Consider the following 21439-nt stretch of genomic DNA (forward strand, 5'->3'; position numbering starts at 1 on the left):
CGAGGCACGCGCCCGGAGCGGAACCGCAGGCTCAGCCGAAACGGACAGGGCCTGAGCCGGAGGTGCAGCGCAGGGTGCGGGCCTAGCTCCCGGGGAAGGCCAGCTCCTGCCACCGGCCCGCCTCGTCCGCCGTCAGCGCACGGCCGAAGATCGCCAGCCGGTCGGCGCCGCCGGACTGCCGCTCGCCGCCGTCGCGGTTCGCGCCGATGTGCAGGGTGCGCGACGTGCACGCGTTCGCCGCCTCGTAGCCGCCGATCGTGGCGGTGGCTGCCTGCGTGCCGTCGACGTACACCGTGATCGAGCCGGTGGCCGAGAGGGTCACGACCAGCTCGAACCAGCGGTCGGTCGGGACGACGGCGTTCGTCGTCGTCCCCGTGCCCGCCGTGATGACGCGGACGTTGTTCGACGGCGTCGTGTCGATCATGATGCCGTCGGAGTCGCTGCTCGCCGACCGGTGGTCGAACAGGCGCCGGTGGCCCGGCTGACCGCTGTCGATCCTGAACTCGCCGGCGAACGTCGATTCCTCGAGGTACCCGAGCGGGAAGGGTTCGACGCTCGTGACGTAGCCCGTCGTCGCGAGCTGCTGGGCCGCACCGGTCGGCCCGTCGGCGAGCACGCCGAGCGTGCCCTCGACCCGCCAGTCGCGGCCGTTGCCGGACTGGTCGCCGTCGGCGTCGCCGCCGAGGTTCCACGCGACGAGCGTGCCGTCGGGATCGGGGACCGGGCACGGCGTCGGCGGCTCGACGTCCACCACCACCGTGCGGCTGAGCGTGATGTCGCCCGCGGTCAGCGTCGCGGTGATCGGCGACTGCCGCGCGGCGTTGCCCGCGCCGACGGTGACGGTGACGGTCCGCTCGACGCTCTCGCCGGGCCGGATCGTGCCGAACGTGAGCTCCGCCGGCTCGGCCGACCACTGCGGGTAGCCCGGCGCCGTGTCGTCCGGGACCGTGACCTGCACGGCCGCGTCCTCGACCGGCTCGGCACCGATCGCCTGCGCGCGCACGGTGACCGGGAGCTCGTCGCCCGACGTCGCGGTCGCGGGCGCCGTGACCGACAGCGCCGCCGTGGCCTTGGCCACGTACCGCTTCCCGGCCTGCCCCTCGAAGACCACGACGCCGTCCTCGACCGTCGACTCGACGGGCCTGCCCCTGTGGTCGGTCAGCGTGAACAGGCCCGGCTGGAAGATCTGGTTCCCGATCCGCAGCTCGCCGTCGTTCGCGGGGCGGATGTCGATCCGCCGGACCGATCCGGCCGCCCACGTCGCGTCGACCTCGACGTCGCCCCGGGCCTTGAGGCCCGAGTACGAGCCGTCCGGCCAGGCCGTCGGCAGCGCGGGCAGCACGTCGATCCGGCCGGCCTGGCTCTGCAGCAGCATCTCCGCGACGCCGGACGTCGCGCCGAAGTTGCCGTCGATCTGGAACGGCGGATGGTCGTCCCACAGGTTGTCGAGCGTCGAGCCCTTGAGCTGCTCGGAGAGCAGCTTGTGCGCGCGGTCGCCGTCGAGCAGGCGCGCCCAGAAGTTGATCTTCCACGCCTTCGACCACCCGGTCCCGCCGTCGCCGCGTCCCTCCAGCGTGGTGCGGGCGGCCTCGGCGAGCTCCGGTGTCGCGGCGGGTGAGACGGCCGTCCCGGGGAAGAGCGCGTAGAGGTGGGAGACGTGCCGGTGCTGGTTCGACGGGTTGTCGAGCGCCTGCTCGACCTTCCACTCCTTGAGCTGGCCCCACGACCCGACGGCGAGGCCCGGGTAGATGCCCTGCAGCTTCTCGTCGAGGTCGGCGAGGTAGGCGGCGTCGTCCTCGCCGGTGAGCTCGGCGGCGGCCGCGGCCGACGTCAGCAGCTCGGTGACGATCTGCTGCGAGATCGACGCCCCGACCGTGAAGTCGCCCTGCTCGGGCGAGTAGCTCGGCGTGACCACGTAGGTGCCGTCCGTGTCGCGCACGAGGAAGTCGATCCAGAACTCCGAGACCGCCTTGAGCATCGGGTAGGCGCGCTCCCGCAGGAACTGCTCGTCCCCGGTGAAGAGGTAGTGCTGCCAGTAGTGCTGCGCCAGCCACGCCGCGGCGTCCGGCTGCCAGAACGACTGCGGGTACTGGTGGAACCCGGTGAACCCGTAGGGGTTGGTCTCGTTCCCCACGACCCAGCCGCGCGCCCCGTACATCTGGCTCGCCGTCAACGTTCCCGGGGCGACCATCGAGTCCACGTAGTCGAAGAACGGCTGCGTGGTCTCGGCGAGGTTGGTGGTCTCGGCCGGCCAGTAGTTCATCTGCAGGTTGATGTTCACGTGATAGTCGGCGTCCCACGGTGGGTTGTTGACCCGGTTCCAGACGCCCTGCAGGTTCGCGGGGAGCGAGCCGCCGCGCGAGGACGAGACCAGCAGGTAGCGGCCGTACTGGAAGTACAGCGACTCGAGCGCCCGGGCGCTCTCGGCGTCGGTCGTCGACCGGTACTCCGCCAGCAGCTCGTCGGTGGGGATGTCGGGGAGCCGGGCGCCGAGGTCGAGCTCCACACGGTCGAAGAGGCCCCGGTAGTCGCTCTGGTGGCGCTTCAGAAGCGCCTTGAACCCGCGCTCGGACGCCGCATCCACCGCCCGGGTGACCTGCTCGTGGGGGTCGACGCCGGTGCGGTAGCCGGCCGCGTGGTCCATCGCGAAGTCGGTGGCGGCGCTGAGCACGAGCGTGACGGAGCTCGCGCCCCGGACGCCGATGGACCCGTCGCCCTCCGTCACCGACCCGCCGCTGTTGAGCACCTGCAGCTGCGACTCGAAGCGCAGCCCGTTGTTCGCCAGCCGCCCCGCCGTCGTCAGCCGCCCGCCCTCGGCCGTCTGGGTCACCGCCGTGCGCCCGGCCGGGAGGTTGAGCCGTGCGTCGAACCCGATCCGGCCGCGCTTGTCGGCCGTCAGGCGCACGACGACGACGTCGTCGGCCGCGGAGGCGAAGTACTCGCGGGTGTAGCCGACGCCGTCGGCGGTGAACGTGGTCGTCACCACCGAGTCGGAGATGTCGAGCTGCCTGCGGTAGTCTGTCGCCTCCCCGATGCCCGTCATCGTCAGGTCGAGGTCGCCGAAGGTTTGGTACGAGCCGAAGTTGAGCTTCGGCTTGCCGAGCAGGTCGGCGATCGTCTCGGGTGCGATGCCGCCGGTCGGCGACTGGTTGATGAGCTGCCGGGCCTCCTCGATCGTCTCGGGCCCGCGGCCGTCGGTCCAGTTGCCGTAGTCGTAGCCGCCCTGCGCGCCGGGTCCCCCGGTCCAGAGCGACTTCTCGTTGAGCTGGAGCTTCTCGTCGGTGACGCCCCCGTAGACGACGGCGCCCATGGCACCGTTGCCGATCGGCAGCGCGCGCTGCTCCCAGTTGCGCTGGTGGTCGCCGGCGGTCGAGAGCGGCTCGTCGAACCAGATCGTGTCGGGCGCACCCTCGAGGCGTGGTCGGTCGTCCCGCACTGTCGTGTCCTCCGGTGCTGTCGTGTCCTTCGGGGCGGTCGTGTCCCTGGGGGTGGCGGCGTCCGGTGCGGCCGCGGCGGGGACCACCGCCGCGGCGGACACCGGTGCGGCGAGCAGCAGCGCCAGTGCGGCCGCGATCGCGCGCCGAGAGGGTCGGCGCATCAGCAGTGGGATCGAGCAGAAGGTCATCCTCGGCCTCCGGACCATCGACGTCGTCGTCGTCTCCCGCGCCACCGTGGACGCCGGGCAGTGCTCGCGAGCATTCAAGCAACGCGCCCGGAGCAGTGTCAACCAAACACCTGATGTTTCCTTGCTGCGCCTTGCCCGGTTACCGAGCAGATGGGATGAATCCGCCGATCCTTGCACCAAGAGATCCGATGTATGAACCGGACGACCGTCCGCAGCGTCGAGCAACAGTCGGTCGGCACCGCGGCGCGGCTTCACGCGGGTCCACCGGCACCAGGCATGCGAAAGGCCCCCTGGCCTGCGTCTCCGCCGGCCAGAGGGCCTTGCCTTGCTGGTGGGCGATACTGGGATCGAACCAGTGACCTCTTCCGTGTCAGGGAAGCGCGCTACCGCTGCGCCAATCGCCCGAGGTGGGTACGGGATTCGAACCCGTGTGTACGGCTTTGCAGGCCGCTGCCTCGCCTCTCGGCCAACCCACCGTGCTCCCCACCAAGGCGGGTATCGAGCGGATGACGGGACTTGAACCCGCGACCCTCACCTTGGCAAGGTGATGCTCTACCACTGAGCTACATCCGCGCTATGACCATCCTGGACCCTTCGGTCCCGGCGTGGTGACGCTCCGGAAGAGTAGTTCACAAACGGCGTGCCGGTCCAATCGAAATCGCCGCGCCACCTGCACGGGGTCTCGCGACGCCGAGCAGCCCTCGGGCGGCGCCGCCGGAATCGTCCGGCGACGCCGCCCGGGCAGGTCAGGGGCAGGCGCCCGTCAGTAGATGGACACCCCGTACGCGTTGAGCGCCTCGGTGACGGGCTGGAAGAACGTGGTGCCGCCCGTGGAGCAGTTGCCGCTGCCGCCGGACGTGATGCCCAGGGCGGTCGACCCGCTGTACAGCGCGCCGCCGGAGTCGCCGGGCTCGGCGCAGACGGTGGTCTGGATCATGCCCCGCACCACGCCGCTGCCCTGGTAGTTGACGCTGACGTTGAGCGCGGTGACGGTGCCGGAGTGCACGCCGGTCGTGGAGCCGTCCCGGGTGACGCTCTGACCCACGTAGGCGTTGCCCGCCGTGTAGCCGCCGGGGTGGCTCAGCGACGTGTTGTCGTAGCGGACGATCGCGTAGTCGTTGCCGGGAAAGCTGGAGCCGACGGTCGCGCCCACCAGGGTGGTCTGGGAGGAGTTCGTGTACCAGGTGGGCACCTCGTTGCCGCAGTGCCCGGCGGTGAGCAGGTAGTACTGGCTGCCGCTGCGGACGTTGAAGCCCACGGAGCAGCGGTACCCCGAGCCGTAGATGGCGTCGCCCGAGCCCAGCAGCGGCTTGAAGGTGCCAGGTGCGCGCCTGATGGTCAGCGCGTCCGCCTCGGGGCCGGCCGCCCTGCGGAGCGTGCTCAGCTCGGCCGCCGTGACGGTCGAGTCCGCGGTGACCACGACCTTCCCCGTGGCCGGGTCGGTGTACCAGGCGACGCCGTCCACGTCCGCCGTCCCGACGGCGGCGTTCACCGTCGCGAGCTCGGCGGCGGTGGGCCTGTCGGGTGCGGCCGTGGCCGCCGGTCCGGCCAGGCCGGACACCGCGAGGCCGAGCCCGGCGGTGAGTGCGATCAGTCGGGCCCGTCGGGCGGGACCGGGGCGGAGAGCGGTGCGAATGAACGTCATGGCATCCTCCTGGGGTGATGGACCCGCTGGCGGCGGGTCCTGCTCGGCAAGGACGGATCGCCGTCCGCGCCGTCTCACTGGCCACGAGTGTGACGTGTGGCACATTTCACCCACAAGACCTCAAAGCAGATGTAACCGGCAGGAAACGAAAAGCGCCTCCTTCGAGGCGGTTTCACCCGCGGCGACGCTTGCGCGGGCGGGCTATGTTCGGCGGCATGAGTGCTTCCGACATCATCCCCGCCCACCTGATCCATCTGCTCGAGGCGCCGAACTACGCGTTCCTCGGCACGATCCGCCCCGACGACACGGTCCAGGTGAACCCGATGTGGTTCGACTTCGACGGCGAGACGCTGCGCTTCACACACACCACGTACCGCGCCAAGTACCGCAACCTGCAGCACAACCCGACGATGAGCCTCGCGATCCTCAACGACGAGAACGCCTTCAACTACATCGAGGTGCGCGGCAAGCTCGTCGAGGTGGTCCCCGACCCGACCGGCGAGTTCTACGTCCACCTGGGCAAGCGGTACGGCAACGCCGAGCAGCAGCCGCCCGCGGACAGCGCCGACCGCGTGATCCTCGTGATGAGCATCGAGCACTACACGACGCAGTAGTCGGGCACCGGACGGCGGGCCGTTCAGCCGGCGGGCCGCCGTCCACCGATGAGTTTCCTCGGCGTGGCCGGTCACCAGGGGCACACACCGAATCCGAGGAGAGACCGATGCAGAAGCTCATGGTGGACTTCATCATCTCGCTGGACGGCTACGCGTCCGCGGCGGGCTGGCCAGGTTTCTGGGGCCTGGAAGGCCCGGAGTACCTCGCCTTTCTCGGGGAGGACGGCGAGAACCAGCACACCACCCTCATGGGCGCGACGACGTACCGCGTGATGACCGAGCTGATGACCGACGTTCCCGAGGACCCGCTCGCCGACATGCCCAAGGTGGTGTTCTCCTCGACGCTGACGACGCCGCTGACGTGGGCGAACACCGAGCTGGTCACCGGCGACGCCGTCGAGGCGGTGCGCGAGCTCAAGGAGACCTCCGACCGCCCGCTGCGCACCCTCGGCAGCCTCAGCCTGTGCCGCTCGCTGCTGCTCGCCGGCCTGGTGGACCGCTACCGGGTGGTCGTGTTCCCGGTCGTCACGGGCGCCAGCGGCAAGGAGCGGATCTTCGACGGGTACCCGGACGTGGCGATGGAGCTGGTCGAGCACCGCACGTTCGACGGCCGTCTGCAGCTGCTGGGCTACGTGCCGACCGTGATGGACGGGCCGCCCGGGACCGGCAGCTGAGGCCGGGCGCGGACGGACGGAAGGAGACGCGATGCTGACGCAGGTGGCGGACGGCGTTCTGGTCCACCAGAGCGAGCTGCTCCGGAACAACACCGTCGTCGTGCGGGGCCAGGACGGCGCGCTGGTCATCGACGCCGGGATCACGGGTTCCGAGATGGCCTGCCTCGCGAACGACCTGGGCGAGCTGGGTCTGCCCGTCGCGGCCGGCTTCTCGACGCACCCCGACTGGGACCACGTGCTCTGGCACACCGGGCTCGGCGAGCCCCCTCGTTACGGCACCGCGCGCTGCGCCGCCGACCTGCGAGACCTCCGGTCGACCGCGGACTGGCAGGCCCGCGTCACCCAGGGGCTCCCGCCGGAGATCGCCGACGACGTCCCGCTGGGCCTCTTCGGCCTCGTCACCGGGCTGCCCGCCGGGACCGCGCGGATCCCATGGGACGGCCCCGAGGTCCGGATCATCGAGCACCCGGCGCACTCCCCCGGCCACGCGGCGCTGCTGGTCGAGACCCGCGGCGTCCTGGCCGCCGGCGACATGCTGTCCGACGTCTTCGTCCCGATGCTCGGCGACTTCACCGACGCGAGCGACCCGGTCGAGGAATACCTCGCCGGGCTGCGGGCACTGGAGGACGTCGTGGGCGACGTCGAGGTGCTCGTCCCGGGTCACGGCTCCGCCGTTGCCGGAACCGAGAATGTCCGCGCCCGGATCGAGCTCGACCGCGCGTACCTGCACGCCCTGCGGGACGGCCGCACCCCCGACGACCCGCGCATCGGCGGGGTCGAACCCGGCTGGGAGTGGGTGGGCGACATCCACGAGGGGCAGGCCGCCGGGTTCGCCCGGTGGAAGGCGCGCCGCGGTACGCCCGGTTAGGACCCCGCACATGCGAAAGGCCCCCGGGCGGCGTCTCCGCCGGCCGGGGGCCTTCTGCGCGTGGGCGATACTGGGATCGAACCAGTGACCTCTTCCGTGTCAGGGAAGCGCGCTACCGCTGCGCCAATCGCCCGTCGTGCTGCGAGGTGGGTACGGGATTCGAACCCGTGTGTACGGCTTTGCAGGCCGCTGCCTCGCCTCTCGGCCAACCCACCGCTCGGCCAAGCTGCAGCCGACGGCTGCTCTCTTCAGCCGAAGAATCACGAGAGCGACTTTCCGAGCGGATGACGGGACTTGAACCCGCGACCCTCACCTTGGCAAGGTGATGCTCTACCACTGAGCTACATCCGCGAAGCCGGGCATCCTGGGGTTTCCCCCGGTGTTCCGGCGTTCTGAACATTAATCGAACGGAGGGCGAACCGTCCAATCGCACGCGCCGCCCGTACGGTTGTCCCGTGTCACCCCGCCCGGCCCATCCGCCCGCAAACCGCACGATCCCACCGGTTCCGTCCCGCCCCGGCGCCCCAGCGGCCCCCGACGACGTGACGGGCACCACCGGCTGGGCGAGCTTCGCCGGACGCGTCGCCACCGGCGCCGTCGAGTGCGTGGACGTGCTCGAACACCCGGAACGGCTCGAGACCGGCACCTGGTTCGTCGTCGCCGACTTCGAGGGCCGGGCGCGCGCATGGCGCTTCGCCCAGGTGCACGACGCCGGGACCGCACCCCGGGGTGCGGCGACCGCGGCCTGGCACGGACCGGCGTCCGACACGTGGACCACCTCGATGGACCAGGCCGCCTACGAGGCCGCCGTCGCCCGGGTGCGCGAGTACGTGCGCGAGGGCGAGGTGTACCAGGCCAACATCTGCCGGGTGCTGTCCGCTCCCCTGCCCGGCGGCGTCGGCGGGAGCACCGCGAGCGCCGAGCCCGACGCGCGGGCGCTCGCCGCCCGCCTCGCCGCGGGCAACCCTGCCCCGCACGCGGCCGCCGTGCACGTGCCCGCCGCGAGCGGGCTGGACCCCGTGTGGGTGGTGAGCGCGTCGCCCGAGCTGTACCTGTCGCTGGCCGACGGGCCGGACGGGCCCGTCGTGGAGTCCGGCCCGATCAAGGGCACTGCCCGCACCCCCGACGGCCTGACGGACAAGGACCGCGCCGAGAACGTGATGATCACCGACCTGGTGCGCAACGACCTGCAGACCGTCTGCCGCCCGGGCACGGTCGAGGTCACGTCGCTCCTCGCCGTGGAGGCGCACCCCGGCCTCGTGCACCTGGTCTCGCGGGTGCGCGGCGTCCTGGCCGACGACGTCGTCCGCCCCGGCGAGCTGTGGCGCAGGCTGTTGGCCGGCACCTTCCCGCCCGGCTCGGTGTCGGGCGCCCCGAAGTCCAGCGCGCTGCGGATCATCCGTGAGCTGGAGCCCGCCCCACGCGGCCCGTACTGCGGGGCCGTGGGCTGGGTCGACGGCGGCCGGGCCTCGCTCGCCGTCGGGATCCGGACCTTTTGGTGGACCGACGGCGTGCTCCGGTTCGGCACGGGCGCCGGGATCACGTGGGGCTCCGACCCGACGGCGGAGTGGCACGAGACCGAGCTCAAGGCGGAGCGGCTGGTCGCGCTGGCGTCGTCCTGACGGCGCCGTGCCGACCGCGCGGCGGCCCGGCGCCGGCGCCGTCGACCGGCCGGGTGTCGGAGGCCCGGACTACCGTGGAGGCGTGGCGCACGTCCCGGGCTCCGGGGTTCCGGAGGTCCTCGCTCCCTACGTCTCCGCCGTCGTCCCGTACGACCTCGACCTGGGAGCCCCCGGCGTGCACCGGGGCATGCCCGGCACCGGGGTGACGTTCGAGCTGCCGCTCGGCGATCCGCTCGACGTCTCGTGGGCCGGGTCGGACGGCACCCGGCGGCAGGCCTGGTCGTGCGTGTCCGGGCTGCACACCCGGCCCGCCGCCATCCACCACGGCGGCCGGCAGCGCGGTCTCAGCGTGTCCCTCACGCTGCGCGGCGCCCGGGTGCTGCTCGGCGTGCCCCCGGGTGAGCTCGCGGGCGAGCTGACGAGCCTGCCCGAGGTCGCGCCCCACCTCGCGCACCTGCCGGAGCTGCTCGCCGCGGCCTCCGACGGCGGATCCCCGGATGGCGCGACGGTCGTGCGCGCCCTGGTCGAGCACCTCGCGCGGGCCGGCGAGCCGCGTCCGCGGGCCGACGTCGGGCGGGCGCTGGCCGGCATCGCGCGCGGCGGCCAGGTGCGCGAGGTCGCGGCCGAGCAGGGCTGGAGCCGTCGTCGCCTGCAGGACCTCGTCCGCGCCGAGTGCGGGCTCACGCCGCGCGACCTGCGGCGCGTGGCCCGCCTCGCCCGGTCGCGCCGCGCGCTCGTCGTGGCCGCCCGGTCGGGACGTGCGGGCCTGGCTGACGTCGCCGCGTGGGCCGGGTACGCCGACCACGCCCACATGACCCGGGAGTGGGTGGCGCTCGGCGGATGCACCCCGAGCACCTGGCTGCGCGAGGAGTTCCCGTTCGTTCAAGACGTCGCCGACCCGCCCCGGGCATCGTGGGAGACACCCGAACAAGGAGGATCACGATGAGCACCGGACTGTGGGTGACCCTGTCCTACCGCGACGCCGACGCGGGCCTGGCCTGGCTGAAGGCCGTCGGCTTCACGGAGCGCGCCGTCTATCGCGACGATGCCGACCCCGCCGTCGTCCAGCACGCCGAGCTCGCCTGGCCGGAGGGCGGCGGCGTCATGCTCGGCACGCACCAGCCACGACCGCAGTGGCCCGACCAGGCCGGGACCGGCTCGGCCTACGCGGTGACCGACGACGTCGACGGCACCTACACGGCCGCCCTCGCGGCCGGGGGTTCCAGCCTCCGCGAGCCTGCCGACCAGGACTACGGCGGCCGGTCCTGCGTGGTGCGCGACCCGGAGGGCAACCTGTGGAGCTTCGGGAGCTACCAGGGCGAGGGCTGAGTCCCCTTCCGACGGCGAGGGCCACCGATGAGTTCCGGCGGCCGCCGTCGTCTCACGGGCATGGGAATCGTGAAAGCAGACCTGGCAGTCTCGCTCGACGGCTACTCCGCGGGCCACGACCAGAGCCTGGAGCACCCGTTCGGCCCGCTGGCGGGTGAACGCCTGCACACCTGGATGTTCGAGTACGGCGACGCGCACAAGGCCGAGGTGGACGCCATCGTCGGCGCGGGCGCGTACATCATGGGCCGCAACATGTTCTCGCCCGGCCGCGGCGCGTGGGACCAGGACTGGAAGGGCTGGTGGGGCGACAACCCGCCGTACCACGGGCCCGTCTACGTGCTCACCCACCACCCGCGCGAGTCGGTGGAGATGGAGGGCGGCACCACGTTCCATTTCGTCACCGACGGCCCGGAGAGCGCGCTCGCCCAGGCCCGGGAGGCGGCCGGCGACGGCGACATCTCCATCACCGGCGGGGCCACCACGCTCAACGAGTACCTCGCCGCCGGGCACGTCGACGAGCTGCGCCTGCACGTGGTCCCGTTCACGCTGGGCTCGGGCACGCGCGTGTTCGACGGCGTGCCGCCCATCGAGTTCTCGTCCACGAGCGTGCGGCACACACCAGAGGTGACCCACGTGACCCTGCGCCGGTGACACACTGGGCGGCATGACGGTCATCTGGACACAGGGGCGCATGGTCGCGCCCGGCGAGGCCGCGCTCAGCGCGGTGGACCACGGCATCACGGTCGGCGACGGCGTCTTCGAGACCTGCGCCGTCCTGAACGGGCAGGCGTTCGCGCTGACGCGCCACCTGGCGCGCCTGGAGCGGTCGGCGTCCGGCATGGGCATGGCTCCCCTGGACCTGCGCACGGTGCGCGACGGCGTGGACGCGGTCCTCGCCGCCTCGCCGGACGCCGGCCGCCTGCGCATCACGGTGACCGACGGCATCGGGCCGCTCGGCTCCGGCCGCACGGACGGGCCGCAGACGGTGGTCGTGGCGGCGACCGAGGCCGTCGTCGTGCCCACCGGGCGGGCCGCCCGCTCCCCCTGGACCCGCAACGAGAACAGTGCCGTCGCGGGTCTGAAGACGACGTCGTACGCCGAGAACGTCGTGGCCCTGGCCGACGCGATCGGCAAGGGCGCCGACGAGTCGGTCTTCGCGAACACCGCCGGTGACCTGTGCGAGGGCACAGGCTCGAACGTGTTCCTGGAGATCGACGGCGAGCTCGTCACTCCCCCGCTCAGCGTGGGCTGCCTGGCCGGCATCACGCGCGAGCTGCTGCTCGAGTGGGGCGCCGAGGCCGGGCTGCCCGTGCGCGAGGCCAAGGAGGGCGAGCTGCCGTTCTCGGTGCTCGACCGCGTGTCCGCCGGCGAGGCCCGGATGCTCCTGACCGGGTCCGTGCGCAACGTCCAGCCGACGGTCTGGCTCGACGGCGTGGACCTGCAGATCGGCGAGCTCTCGGCGGCCGCACGCGACCTGTTCGAGCGGAACATGCGCGAGCGAACCGACCCCTGACCCGGTTCTCGCTCCGCCCGGCGATTCGGATTTCGCATCCGCGCTCGAACCAGGCTAATATCGTCCACGCACGCCCCAACGGGCAGGCAGCACGGGCGATTGGCGCAGGGGTAGCGCGCTTCGTTCACACCGAAGAGGTCACTGGTTCGATCCCAGTATCGCCCACCGTGCGGAAAGGCCCTCCGGCCAGCGGAAACGCTGAGCGGGAGGGCCTTTCGCGTTGCTCGCACCCGGCTGTGACGCGCGGCTGCGTGACGGCGTGGGCAGCCGCCGGGATGAGCGCCGTGCTGGCGCTGTCGAAACCTCGGCATCTTTCGTTGAGGACGGGCCCTGACGCCGTTACGTTCGGGTGCACGGAGCACTTCCCCTCCAAGCAAGGGATGACATAGATGCAGATCTCGACCCCAAGTCGGCTCGCTCGAAGAATGACGGCTCTCGCCATGGCGGCGACCCTGACCGCCTCGCTGGGAATCGCCGCAGTGACGACCACGCAACCCGCCAGCGCGGCAGAAAGCGCGGTAGACGAGGTCCCCAGCTACGCGATGGGTATCGTGGGCAGGCCCTGGACGATCCAGAACCCCACTCTGTGCGGTCCGACGATCGGCGACGGCGGCAACCTCGTGGAGAACGGACGCACGTACGAGGGCAGGTGTCAGGGAGCGGGCCAGGAACCCACCATCACGGGAACCGCGGAAGCACCGGCGCTGACGTTCCGCACGGAGCATGACTTCAGGTATCCGGGCGCCATCCTCGACGACCCCGAGGCGAACACCTGGGTGGACGCCAACGGCAACAGGCTCCGGGACCGCACGGAGCTGGCGACGCCGGGGAGAACTCTGCCGTTCCACACCAACGTGTGGGTCGGGTTCGACATCCGCATCCCCGCGGGCGTCGACAGCGTGACCGGCAGCGGGGCGTACGTGATGCAGCTCTGGCAGTGCGCCGCGAACCCGATTGGCGGCATACGCATCCAGTCCGGCGCCGGCAACGGGCACAACCTCCAGTTCACGCGCCGGGGCGACGAGCCCGGCGTGGACTACAACACGGCAATGGCGACCAAGAGCATCGGCACCGACGAGTGGCACTCCTTCGTGATCAAGTACCACGTCGAGCCCTACACCGCCGGCGGCCCCAAGGGGCTGATCGAGGTCTGGCACAGGAAGGTCGGAGCGACCACCGTCGAGACGAAGATCCTCGAGCAGGAGGACTACTTCGGCTACGGCCCGAATTCCGCGTGCGAGAACGACACCTACGACGACATGTTCCGGATCAAGTACGGCATGTACAAGGACTACCAGCCGGGCGCGACGTTCCGGGCCGACTACCGGAACGTGAGGATCGGCGCCAGCAAGGCGGAGGTGCAGCCGTACTACCGCGACTGATCCCCTGATCCGTCTGCGATGACAACGGGGCCCTCCGGCCGGCGGAAACGCTGAGCCGGGGGGCCTTTCGCGTTGCCTGGTCCACTGCTGACTCACGTTCATCAGGCCAGGAACGACCGTCCCGCACCGGCTTGCGGCCCTCCACGGCCTGCTGAACGTCCATCAGCGAGGGACTTTCACCCCCGGGTTTCCTGGTCACGGTTTCAGTCGGGCCAGGACCATGTGCCGCATGACTGATGCAACCGAGAACGTGCGGAACTCCCCCACCGCGGCCAACCGGTCCGCCGGCCCGATCACCCTGGGGCTGGCCGGGCTGATCCTCGGGACGATGCTCGTGTCCGTCGGCCCCGGCGTTGCCGGCGGCACCGCCGTGATCGTCGGCGTCGCGGCCCTCCTGATCGGCCTCGCCGCACTGCTGGACGGGGTGCACAAGCTCGTCGAGAACCTCGACAACGCCACCCAGGCGATCCTGGACCGGCGCCCGTGACCGCCTCCCGCGGGAGAAAGTTCTGCCCGACTCGTGACATTGGCAGGGTTCCTCACTAATATCCGATTCCCTGACAGTCCAGCAGGTACAACGGCGTGCTACCCGGATACACGAGGAGATCTCCCCATGTCACGAACCCCGTCACGTGCACGAAGGCTCAGACTCCACCCGCTCCGCAGTGTGCTCGCCGCGTTCGGCGCGCTCGCGGTCACGGCGGCCACGCTCGTCGTCGCGCAGCCGACCCCGGCGGCCGCCGTGCCCGCCACGATCCCCCTGACCATCACCAACGACTCCGGGCGGGGCGACCAGGTCTTCGTCTACGTCCTGGGCGACCCGGGCACCGGGCGGCTCGGCTGGGCCGACGCGTCCGGCGCGTTCCACGCCTGGCCCACCGTCGGCGGCACACCGGTCGACGCCCCCGACGCCTCCATCGCCGGGCCGGCCGACGGGCAGTCGAAGACCATCCAGCTGCCCAAGATGTCGGGCCGGGTCTACTTCTCGTACGGGAGCAAGCTCAGCTTCAAGGTCGTCAACGACGGGCGCCTCGTCCAGCCCGCGGTGCAGAACCCGAGCGACCCGAACCGCAACAAGCTGTTCAGCTGGACGGAGTTCACGCTCAACGACTCGGGCCTGTGGATCAACAGCACCCAGGTCGACTTCCTCTCGGCGCCGTACCAGACCGGCCTGCGCAAGGCGGACGGCAGCGTGATCAGCACGGGCATGCTCAAGCCCGACGGCTACCAGAACGTCGTCAACGCCCTGGCCGCGACCCCCGGCTGGACCAACCTGGCCCAGCGCGCCCCGGACGGGTCGCTGCTGCGCATCCTCGCGCCCGGGCACGCGATCGGGACCGGGCAGATCGACGCGAACATCCTGTCGTCCTACGTGGACCAGGTGTGGGCCAAGTACACGAACGAGAACCTCACCGTCGCGCCCTACTCCTACGACCCCGCCGCGGTGTTCACCGGCCGGGTGCAGAACGGCGTCATGCGCTTCACCAACGCCTCGGGCGCGTACGTGACCGAGTTCCGCAAGCCGTCGAGCGACTCGGTCTTCGGCTGCTACAACGACCTGGCCGCGCCCAACAACGACATCGGCGCCATCGCGCGCACCCTGTGCGCGGGCTTCCACCGCTCCACCCTGCTGACCCGCACCACCCAGCCGGGCACCAGCACCTCGGGGTTCTACGAGGCCTCCGTGACCAACTACTACTCCAAGTTCATCCACCAGCAGATGGCCAACGGCAAGGCGTACGGCTTCGCGTTCGACGACGTCCTGGCGCAGGAGTCCCTGGTGCACGACGGCAACCCGTCGGCCGCCTACATCCAGCTCGACCCGTTCCAGGGCGCCGCGACGCCGATCGCCGGGTCGGACGGCGGCGGGGGCGACGGCGGCAGCGGGCCGCTCCCGTCGGGCACGGGCGCGGTGCACGCGTCCAACGGCATGTGCGTGGACGTCCCGTGGGCCGACTCGTTCAACGGCAACCCGCTGCAGATCGTCAACTGCACCGGTAACACCGCCCAGACCTGGACCCGGTCCGGCTCGACCATCGGCGCGCTGGGCCGGTGCATGGACGTGGCGTCCGGGAGCTCGGCGGACGGCGCCGTCGTGCAGCTCTGGGAGTGCAACGGGACCGGCGCGCAGAGCTGGTCCTACCGGTCCGGCGACCAGGCCCTGGTCAACCCGCAGTCGGGCAAGTGCCTGACGGCGGTCGGGGGCACGCCCCTGCACGACGGCCAGCGCCTGGAGATCCGCACCTGCTCCGGCACGGCCGCGCAGCGCTGGACCTTCTGAGCCCGCGCCGTCGGGCACCGCGGTGAACGGCCCCCGGCCGGCGTCATGCCGGCCGGGGGCCGTCCTGTCAGCGGAGGAGGCCGGGGCTCAGAGCCCGTCCGCGAAGTCGGCCACGATCGCCCGCCAGCGGTCCCTGACCTCGTCGTTGCGCTCCGGGGTGGGCGAGCCCAGGTGCTGCACCACCAGGGACGCGGTGCCGTTCTTCTTGGGCTCGCTGATGACCACCACGGACTCGTCGTCGTGCCCCTTGGCCCGCCAGGTGATGCGGTTCTGGGTGCCGCTGACCCGCGGGTCGGCGGCGACGAGAGCCCGCACGGCCTCGTTCGCCGCGGCGTAGCCGGTCCAGGCGCTCATGAGGGGCTCCATGCCGAGCGCCGTCGACCGGCTGACGCTCGTCTGGAAGGTGCCGTCCGGCCGCTGGCCGGGGATGCGCCGTCCGATGTGCTGCTCGTAGGCGACGGTGACCGACTGCGCCCACCAGGCAGGGTTCTCGATCGTGCCGTCCAGCTCCAGGAGCACCGCCGTGGCGATCTCGTGATGGGTCAGGTCCGGCGCGCCGAGGCGCGTCAGGAGGTCGAGCCAGTCGGCCCAGCTTCTGCCGGTCGCGCGCTCGACGGCCTGGATGCGGGAGCTCGTCGCCACGCCACCCATCCTGGCACGACGCCGCTCAGCGGCGCACCGCGTACCGCAGGTGCAGGGCGCGACGGCCCTGGACCACCTCCGGGTCCTCCAGGAGCAGGTGCCGGCCCAGGTCGGCGAAGTACGGGATGCCCGCGCCGAGCAGCACCGGGGCGAGGCTGACGCACACGTCGTCCACCAGGCCGAGCGCGAGCGCCTGCTGGGCCACGTTCGCGCTCGCGATCGTGACGTCCTGGTCGCCGGCGATCTCGCGGGCGCGGGCGACGGCCTCGGCGACGTCGCCGGCGAACGTGGTCCGTGGCCACCGGTCCGCGTCCTCGGGGACGTGGTGCGTGACCACGACGACGGGGGCGCCCACGGGGTGGCTGTCGCCCCAGCCGTCGGTGATGTCGAACAGGCGCCGGCCGGCCACGAGGGCGCCCGTGCCCTCGAACAGGTCGCGCAGCATCACGGCGCTGGCCTCGTCGACCCGGAGCGAGACGCCCTCGTTGGCGCTCGGCACCTCGACCGGGCCGACGGCGTACCAGTCGAAGATGTCGTCGATGCGGTCGTCCGGGTCGGCGATGAAGCCGTCCAGGGACATCGTCATGTGCGTGATCACCTTGCTCATCGCGAGCTCCTTCCGGTTCCCATCACCATCCGACTGCGGAAAGCCCCATTACTCATCGGCGGCCGGCTCCCTAGGCTGGAGCGATGGATCACTGGGACATGGCCGACGGCGTCGTGGATCTGCCCGACGGGCGGCGGGTGCGGGGCACGGGGCTGCGCCGCCCGCGCGGCGAGGTTCCCGTCCCGGACCTCGCGGTCTACCTGCGGGGCCGGGACCCGCAGGTGCCGGACCGGGAGTACCGCTGGGTGCGCTGGCGCGACTTCCGCCTGCCCGACTCGACCGAGGAGGCGCTGGCCGCGCTGCGGGAGGCTCATGCGCGGGCGGAGGTCGAGCGGGTCGAGATCGCCTGCGGCGGCGGGATCGGCAGGACCGGCACGGCCATGGCGGTCCTGGCGATCATGAGCGGTGTGGCCCCCGACGACGCCGTGGCGTGGGTGCGCGAGCACTACCACCCGCGCGCGGTCGAGACCCGGCGGCAGCGGCGCTGGGTCGCGGAGGTCGCCGACTCGGTCCGGGCATGACAAAGGCGGCCCCTGCCCGACGTCTCCGCCGGCCAGGACCGCCTCGTGGTCACGCTCGGTCGCTGTCGCTCGACCGTGGTCACTCAGTCGCGCGCGAGCAGCTCCAGCGTGTCGATCACGCGGTTGGAGAAGCCCCACTCGTTGTCGTACCAGGCCACGACCTTGACGTGTTTGCCGTCCACCCGGACCAGCGCGGCGTCGAAGATCGCCGAGGCTGCCTCGCCAGTGATGTCGCTGGAGACCAGCGGCTCGTCGGAGTAGTCGAGGATGCCGTTGAGGGCGCCGTCTGCCGCGGTGCGGTACGCCGCCAGCACCTCCTCGCGGGTGACCTCGCGCGCCACCGTGGTGTTCAGCTCCACGATGGAGCCGACCGGCACCGGCACGCGGATCGAGTCGCCCGACAGCTTGCCGTTCAGGTTGGGCAGCACCAGGCCGATCGCCTTGGCGGCGCCCGTCGTGGTCGGCACGATGTTGACGCCGGCGGCGCGGGCCCGGCGCGGATCGCGGTGCGGACCGTCCTGGAGGTTCTGCTCCTGGGTGTAGGCGTGCACGGTGGTCATGAAGCCGTGCTCGATGCCGGCCAGATCGTCCAGCACGGAGGCCAGCGGGGCCAGCGCGTTGGTGGTGCAGGACGCGTTCGAGACGATCACGTGCTGCGCCGGGTCGTAGGCATCGGTGTTCACGCCGTAGGCGAGCGTCACGTCGGCACCCGCCGAGGGGGCGCTGACCAGCACCTTCCTGGCGCCGGCGTCGATATGCGCGCGAGCGGCGTCGGCGGACGTGAAGCGGCCGGTCGACTCCAGCACGATGTCGACGTCGAGCTCGGCCCAGGGCAGCTTGGCGGGCTCGCGCTCCGCGAGCACCTTGATGCGGTGGCCGTCGACGACGAGCTCGTCGCCGTCCACCTCCACCGAACGGCCGAGCCGACCGAGCGCGCTGTCGTACTTGAGCAGGTGCGCCAGGGAGTCCGGGGCGGTGAGGTCGTTGATCGCGACCACCTCGAGCGCGCTGTCGCGCTCGAGCAGGGCACGGAGGGAGTTGCGGCCGATGCGACCGAAGCCGTTGATGGCGATGCGGGTCATGGGTTTCCTTTCGTCGGGTCCCATGCTCCGCGCGCGCCGCGTCGTCCGAAAGAGGCTGGAAAGCCACCGCACGCAAGGATTCCGCCAGACACTTCGCCAGCTATCGCAAGGATCTCGCCAGCCCTCCGGGCAGGCACCGGATCGGGCCCGGCTAGTCCCCGACGGCGCCCTCGAAGCCGCCCTCGGCCCCCGCCGAGAACGTGCTGCGGTACTCCGTCGGCGACGTGCCCAGGATGCGGTGGAAGTGCAGGCGCAGGTTCGCCGCGGTGCCGAGCCCGACCCGGTGCGCAACCTGCTCGACGCTCAGGTCGCTGCGTTCCAGCAGCTCGCGCGCCAGGTCCACCCGCGCCCGCAGCACCCACTGCATCGGCGTGTACCCGGTGTCCTGCACGAACCGCCGCGAGAAGGTCCGCGCCGAGACCCGCGCGTTGCGGGCCAGCGCCTCCAGGGTGAGCTGCTCGGCGAGGTGCTCCAGGGCCCACTCGCGCGTGTCGGCGAACAGGTCGCCGAGCGGCTCGGGCACGCTGCGGGGCACGTACTGCGCCTGTCCCCCGCTGCGGTACGGCGCGGCGACCAGGCGCCGGGCCACGTGGTTGGACAGGCCGACGCCGTGGTCGCGCCGCACCAGGTGCAGGCACAGGTCGATGCCGGACGCCGCGCCCGCCGAGGTGAGCACGCCGCCCTCGTCCACGAACAGCACGTTCTCGTCCACCCGCACGAGCGGGTACCGCTCGCGCAGCGCCCTCGTGTAGTGCCAGTGCGTCGTGGCGCGCTTGCCGTCGAGCAGCCCGGTCGCCGCCAGGGCGAACGCCCCGGTCGAGATGGCCGCGAGCCGCGTCCCGCGCGTGTGGGCGGCCTTCAGCGCGTCGACGACGACGGCCGGCGGGTCGGCGGCGGCCGGCGTCCGGTACCCGGGGACGAAGACCGTGTCGGCGCGCTCCAGCGCGTCCAGCCCCTCGGCCACGTGGTACGAGAGGCCGTCGCCGCCGGTCACCAGGCCGGGCGCGGCGCCGCACACCCGCACCTCGTACGGCATGCTCGGCCGGTTGGAGAACACCTGCGCCGGGATGCCGACGTCGAGCGGCTTGGCACCCTCCAGCACGAGGACGGCGATCTGGTGGTTCCTGCGGCGCGCGGCACTCACCCCACGGATCCTAGGCGGCGCCCGCACGGAAGTCCCCGTGCCAGCATGGGGCGGTGCCGTCACACCTCGTGATCAGAACCGCGACCCTCGCCGACGCCCCTGCCCTGTCCGCGCTGCGCTGGCGCTGGGCCCAGCCGAGCCGCACGCCGGGCGAGGGCGAGGCCCGGGAGTTCGCTGCCGCGCTGGAGGGGTGGATGCGGGCGCAGGGCGATCGGTCGGTGTGCCAGGTCGCGGACCTGGACGGCGACCTGGTCGGCATGGCGTGGCTGGCGGTGTTCGAGCGCGTGCCCAACCCGGGCGACACCGTCCGCAGGAACGGGGACGTGCAGAGCGTCTTCGTGGTCCCCGAGCACCAGGGGCGCGGCATCGGCCGGCGGCTGGTCGAGGCCCTCTGCGCCGCCGCCGACGACCTGGGCGTCCGCAAGCTCACGCTGGACTCGCGCGAGGCCGTGATGCCCTTCTACGAGCGGCTGGGGTTCTCGACGCGGACCACGCTGATGCAACGTTGACTCACGAGCGATCGGTCACTACGGTGACGGCGGTCGCCGGTCGACGCCGGTCACCCGCTGTCCGAGATCAGAGTCGATCGAAGAGGAGCCCACCATGGTCCTGCGACGTTCGTTCACGGTGCTCGCGCTCGCCGCGCTCACGCTGACCACCGCCGTCGCCCCGGCGACAGCGGTCGGCGCGGGCGGGGCGGAGCCGCCACCGGGCGGGGCGGTGAACGGGACCCGGCTGATGGAGGGCACCTCCCTCTACCCGCGCGCCATCCGGCTGGAGCACTCGGGCCGGGCGAACGGCACGATCGTGGTCAGCACGGTCACGTTCGACGGCGACACGGGTCACGGCGCGATCTTCACCAGCACGGACGACGGCCGCGGCTTCGAGCGCGTCGGCACGGTGTCCGACCCGGGAGCGGCGCAGGGGCTGTGCTGCTCCACGCTGTTCGAGCTGCCGCGCAAGGTCGGCGACCTGCCGAAGGGCACCCTGCTGTGGTCGGCATCGGAGGGCCAGCAGCAGGACGAGGCCACGCGCCGGATGACGCTGCCGGTGTGGGCCAGCCGGGACCAGGGCCGCACGTGGGAGCACGTGTCCACGGCGGCCACGGCGTCGGGCGTCAAGGGGCTGTGGGAGCCGGAGTTCGCCGTCTCCCCCGACGGCGAGCTGGTGCTGTACGTCTCCGACGAGAACCAGCAGCCTACGCACAGCCAGACGATCGTGCAGGCCACGTCGCCCGACGGCGTGACGTGGTCGCCCCTGGAGAACGTCATCGCACTGGCCGACCCCGGCCTGCGCCCGGGGATGCCGGTGGTGCGCCGGCTGCCGGACGGCGCCTACCTCATGAGCTACGAGGTCTGCGGCCCGGTGCAGGACTGCCGCCACTACACCCGCCGCTCGGCCGACGGGATCGCCTGGCAGCCCGTCACCGAGATCGGCAGCCCCGTCGCGACGGCGGACGGCACCCACTTCCGGCACACCCCGAACATCAGCTGGTACGACGACGGCACGCACGACGGGCGGCTCCTCGGCGTCGGGCAGATGCTCTACGGGTCCGACGGCGGCGTGCTGCCCGGCAGCGGGTCCACGATCATGACCAACGAGGGCGTGCCGGAGGACCCCTGGACCACGGCCGGGGCGCCCGTGAGCATCCTCGACCCGTGGAACAACTACTGCCCCAACTACAGCCCCACGCTGCTGGCCCTGCCGGAGCGGGGCGAACTGCTGGAGCTGTCCACGGGCTACGAGTCGGAGGGCGGGAGCTGCACCACGTACTTCGCGGTCGCCGCCCTGCCGGACTGAGCCGGCGGGACTGAGCCTGCCGGACCGATCCGGCCGGACCGGCCCGAGGCAGATGCAGGACGGCGCCGGCGGGCAGCAGCAGGATCGCGT

The 21439-nt window shown here is 72.0% G+C and carries 20 protein-coding genes and 7 tRNA genes; 15 read left to right on the forward strand and 12 right to left on the reverse strand.

All coding sequences use genetic code 11. From position 1 onward, the window contains the following. Positions 1-82: 82 nt before the first annotated feature. The 5 genes from AB0I29_RS00305 to AB0I29_RS00325 form a co-directional block, all read right to left on the reverse strand. The gene (locus tag AB0I29_RS00305; protein ID WP_357476643.1) at positions 83-3598 is read right to left on the reverse strand and encodes a glycoside hydrolase N-terminal domain-containing protein; all 3516 of its coding nucleotides are present in this window, start codon (positions 3596-3598) and stop codon (positions 83-85) included. 356 nt (positions 3599-3954) lie between these two features. Further along, positions 3955-4029 (reverse strand) — tRNA-Val (locus AB0I29_RS00310). A gap of 1 nt (position 4030) precedes the next feature. Continuing rightward, positions 4031-4101, reverse strand: a tRNA-Cys gene (locus AB0I29_RS00315). 25 nt (positions 4102-4126) lie between these two features. Further along, positions 4127-4198 (reverse strand) — tRNA-Gly (locus tag AB0I29_RS00320). A 190-nt stretch (positions 4199-4388) separates the two neighbouring features. Beyond that, positions 4389-5270, reverse strand: coding sequence for a S1 family peptidase (locus AB0I29_RS00325; protein ID WP_357476646.1), 882 nt, complete (start codon positions 5268-5270; stop codon positions 4389-4391). A gap of 215 nt (positions 5271-5485) precedes the next feature. Between AB0I29_RS00325 and AB0I29_RS00330 the strand changes: the two genes are divergently transcribed. From AB0I29_RS00330 to AB0I29_RS00340, 3 genes are all read left to right on the forward strand, one after another. Further along, on the forward strand, positions 5486-5884 hold the full coding sequence (locus AB0I29_RS00330; RefSeq protein WP_285108702.1) for a PPOX class F420-dependent oxidoreductase: 399 nt from the start codon (positions 5486-5488) through the stop codon (positions 5882-5884). 107 nt (positions 5885-5991) lie between these two features. Beyond that, entirely contained in the window at positions 5992-6558 is a 567-nt protein-coding gene (locus AB0I29_RS00335; protein WP_357476650.1) for a dihydrofolate reductase family protein, read from the forward strand. 31 nt (positions 6559-6589) lie between these two features. Beyond that, complete coding sequence (locus AB0I29_RS00340) at positions 6590-7426, forward strand: MBL fold metallo-hydrolase (RefSeq protein WP_357476653.1); 837 nt, start codon at positions 6590-6592, stop codon at positions 7424-7426. Between the two features lie 61 nt (positions 7427-7487). On the opposite strand, the gene AB0I29_RS00345 is transcribed toward AB0I29_RS00340, so the two are convergent. The 3 genes from AB0I29_RS00345 to AB0I29_RS00355 form a co-directional block, all read right to left on the reverse strand. Continuing rightward, positions 7488-7559 (reverse strand) — tRNA-Val (locus AB0I29_RS00345). Between the two features lie 11 nt (positions 7560-7570). Continuing rightward, positions 7571-7641: transfer RNA gene (locus tag AB0I29_RS00350), tRNA-Cys, on the reverse strand. A gap of 64 nt (positions 7642-7705) precedes the next feature. Continuing rightward, positions 7706-7777 (reverse strand) — tRNA-Gly (locus AB0I29_RS00355). 191 nt (positions 7778-7968) lie between these two features. Here AB0I29_RS00355 and AB0I29_RS00360 point away from each other — a divergent pair. From AB0I29_RS00360 to AB0I29_RS00400, 9 genes are all read left to right on the forward strand, one after another. Beyond that, positions 7969-9048 (forward strand): chorismate-binding protein, encoded by a 1080-nt coding sequence (locus AB0I29_RS00360; RefSeq protein WP_357476656.1) that lies wholly within the window; start codon positions 7969-7971, stop codon positions 9046-9048. 82 nt (positions 9049-9130) lie between these two features. Further along, on the forward strand, positions 9131-9994 hold the full coding sequence (locus tag AB0I29_RS00365; RefSeq protein WP_285103732.1) for a helix-turn-helix domain-containing protein: 864 nt from the start codon (positions 9131-9133) through the stop codon (positions 9992-9994). Next, positions 9991-10377, forward strand: coding sequence for a VOC family protein (locus AB0I29_RS00370; protein ID WP_357476659.1), 387 nt, complete (start codon positions 9991-9993; stop codon positions 10375-10377). The genes AB0I29_RS00365 and AB0I29_RS00370 overlap by 4 nt, the downstream gene beginning before the upstream one ends. A gap of 60 nt (positions 10378-10437) precedes the next feature. Next, a complete protein-coding gene (locus AB0I29_RS00375; RefSeq protein WP_357476662.1) occupies positions 10438-11028 on the forward strand; it encodes a dihydrofolate reductase family protein in 591 nt (196 codons plus the stop codon). Positions 11029-11041: 13 nt separating this feature from the next. Beyond that, the gene (locus AB0I29_RS00380; protein ID WP_285103727.1) at positions 11042-11890 is read left to right on the forward strand and encodes an aminotransferase class IV; all 849 of its coding nucleotides are present in this window, start codon (positions 11042-11044) and stop codon (positions 11888-11890) included. Between the two features lie 93 nt (positions 11891-11983). Then, positions 11984-12055, forward strand: a tRNA-Val gene (locus tag AB0I29_RS00385). A gap of 260 nt (positions 12056-12315) precedes the next feature. After that, positions 12316-13272, forward strand: a complete 957-nt coding sequence (locus AB0I29_RS00390; protein WP_285103723.1) for a heparin lyase I family protein — start codon at positions 12316-12318, stop codon at positions 13270-13272. Between the two features lie 229 nt (positions 13273-13501). After that, entirely contained in the window at positions 13502-13759 is a 258-nt protein-coding gene (locus AB0I29_RS00395) for a hypothetical protein (protein ID WP_357476665.1), read from the forward strand. 180 nt (positions 13760-13939) lie between these two features. Beyond that, the gene (locus AB0I29_RS00400; RefSeq protein WP_357476668.1) at positions 13940-15553 is read left to right on the forward strand and encodes a beta-1,3-glucanase family protein; all 1614 of its coding nucleotides are present in this window, start codon (positions 13940-13942) and stop codon (positions 15551-15553) included. A gap of 87 nt (positions 15554-15640) precedes the next feature. Here AB0I29_RS00400 and AB0I29_RS00405 read toward each other — a convergent pair whose 3' ends face one another. Both AB0I29_RS00405 and AB0I29_RS00410 read right to left on the reverse strand, forming a co-directional pair. Next, complete coding sequence (locus AB0I29_RS00405) at positions 15641-16195, reverse strand: hypothetical protein (protein ID WP_357476671.1); 555 nt, start codon at positions 16193-16195, stop codon at positions 15641-15643. A 25-nt stretch (positions 16196-16220) separates the two neighbouring features. Next, positions 16221-16802: a dihydrofolate reductase family protein gene (locus AB0I29_RS00410; RefSeq protein ID WP_357476674.1), complete on the reverse strand. Its 582-nt coding sequence runs from the start codon at positions 16800-16802 to the stop codon at positions 16221-16223. A gap of 83 nt (positions 16803-16885) precedes the next feature. On the opposite strand from AB0I29_RS00410, the gene AB0I29_RS00415 reads away from it, so the two are divergent. Continuing rightward, the gene (locus AB0I29_RS00415) at positions 16886-17323 is read left to right on the forward strand and encodes a protein-tyrosine phosphatase family protein (protein WP_357476677.1); all 438 of its coding nucleotides are present in this window, start codon (positions 16886-16888) and stop codon (positions 17321-17323) included. 83 nt (positions 17324-17406) lie between these two features. Here the strand turns inward: AB0I29_RS00415 and gap are convergent, their stop codons facing one another. After that, on the reverse strand, positions 17407-18405 hold the full coding sequence (gene gap, locus AB0I29_RS00420) for a type I glyceraldehyde-3-phosphate dehydrogenase (protein ID WP_357476680.1): 999 nt from the start codon (positions 18403-18405) through the stop codon (positions 17407-17409). 151 nt (positions 18406-18556) lie between these two features. Continuing rightward, positions 18557-19549 (reverse strand): helix-turn-helix domain-containing protein, encoded by a 993-nt coding sequence (locus tag AB0I29_RS00425; protein WP_357476683.1) that lies wholly within the window; start codon positions 19547-19549, stop codon positions 18557-18559. A 53-nt stretch (positions 19550-19602) separates the two neighbouring features. Between AB0I29_RS00425 and AB0I29_RS00430 the strand changes: the two genes are divergently transcribed. Together AB0I29_RS00430 and AB0I29_RS00435 are read left to right on the forward strand one after the other, a co-directional pair. Continuing rightward, positions 19603-20058 carry a GNAT family N-acetyltransferase gene (locus AB0I29_RS00430; RefSeq protein ID WP_357476687.1) on the forward strand — a complete coding sequence of 152 codons (456 nt, stop codon included), beginning with the start codon at positions 19603-19605 and terminating at the stop codon, positions 20056-20058. A gap of 94 nt (positions 20059-20152) precedes the next feature. Further along, positions 20153-21349 (forward strand): sialidase family protein, encoded by a 1197-nt coding sequence (locus AB0I29_RS00435; protein WP_357476690.1) that lies wholly within the window; start codon positions 20153-20155, stop codon positions 21347-21349. Positions 21350-21439: the final 90 nt, after the last annotated feature.

The organism is Promicromonospora sp. NPDC050262 (genome assembly GCF_040655935.1).
Taxonomy (GTDB): domain Bacteria; phylum Actinomycetota; class Actinomycetes; order Actinomycetales; family Cellulomonadaceae; genus Promicromonospora.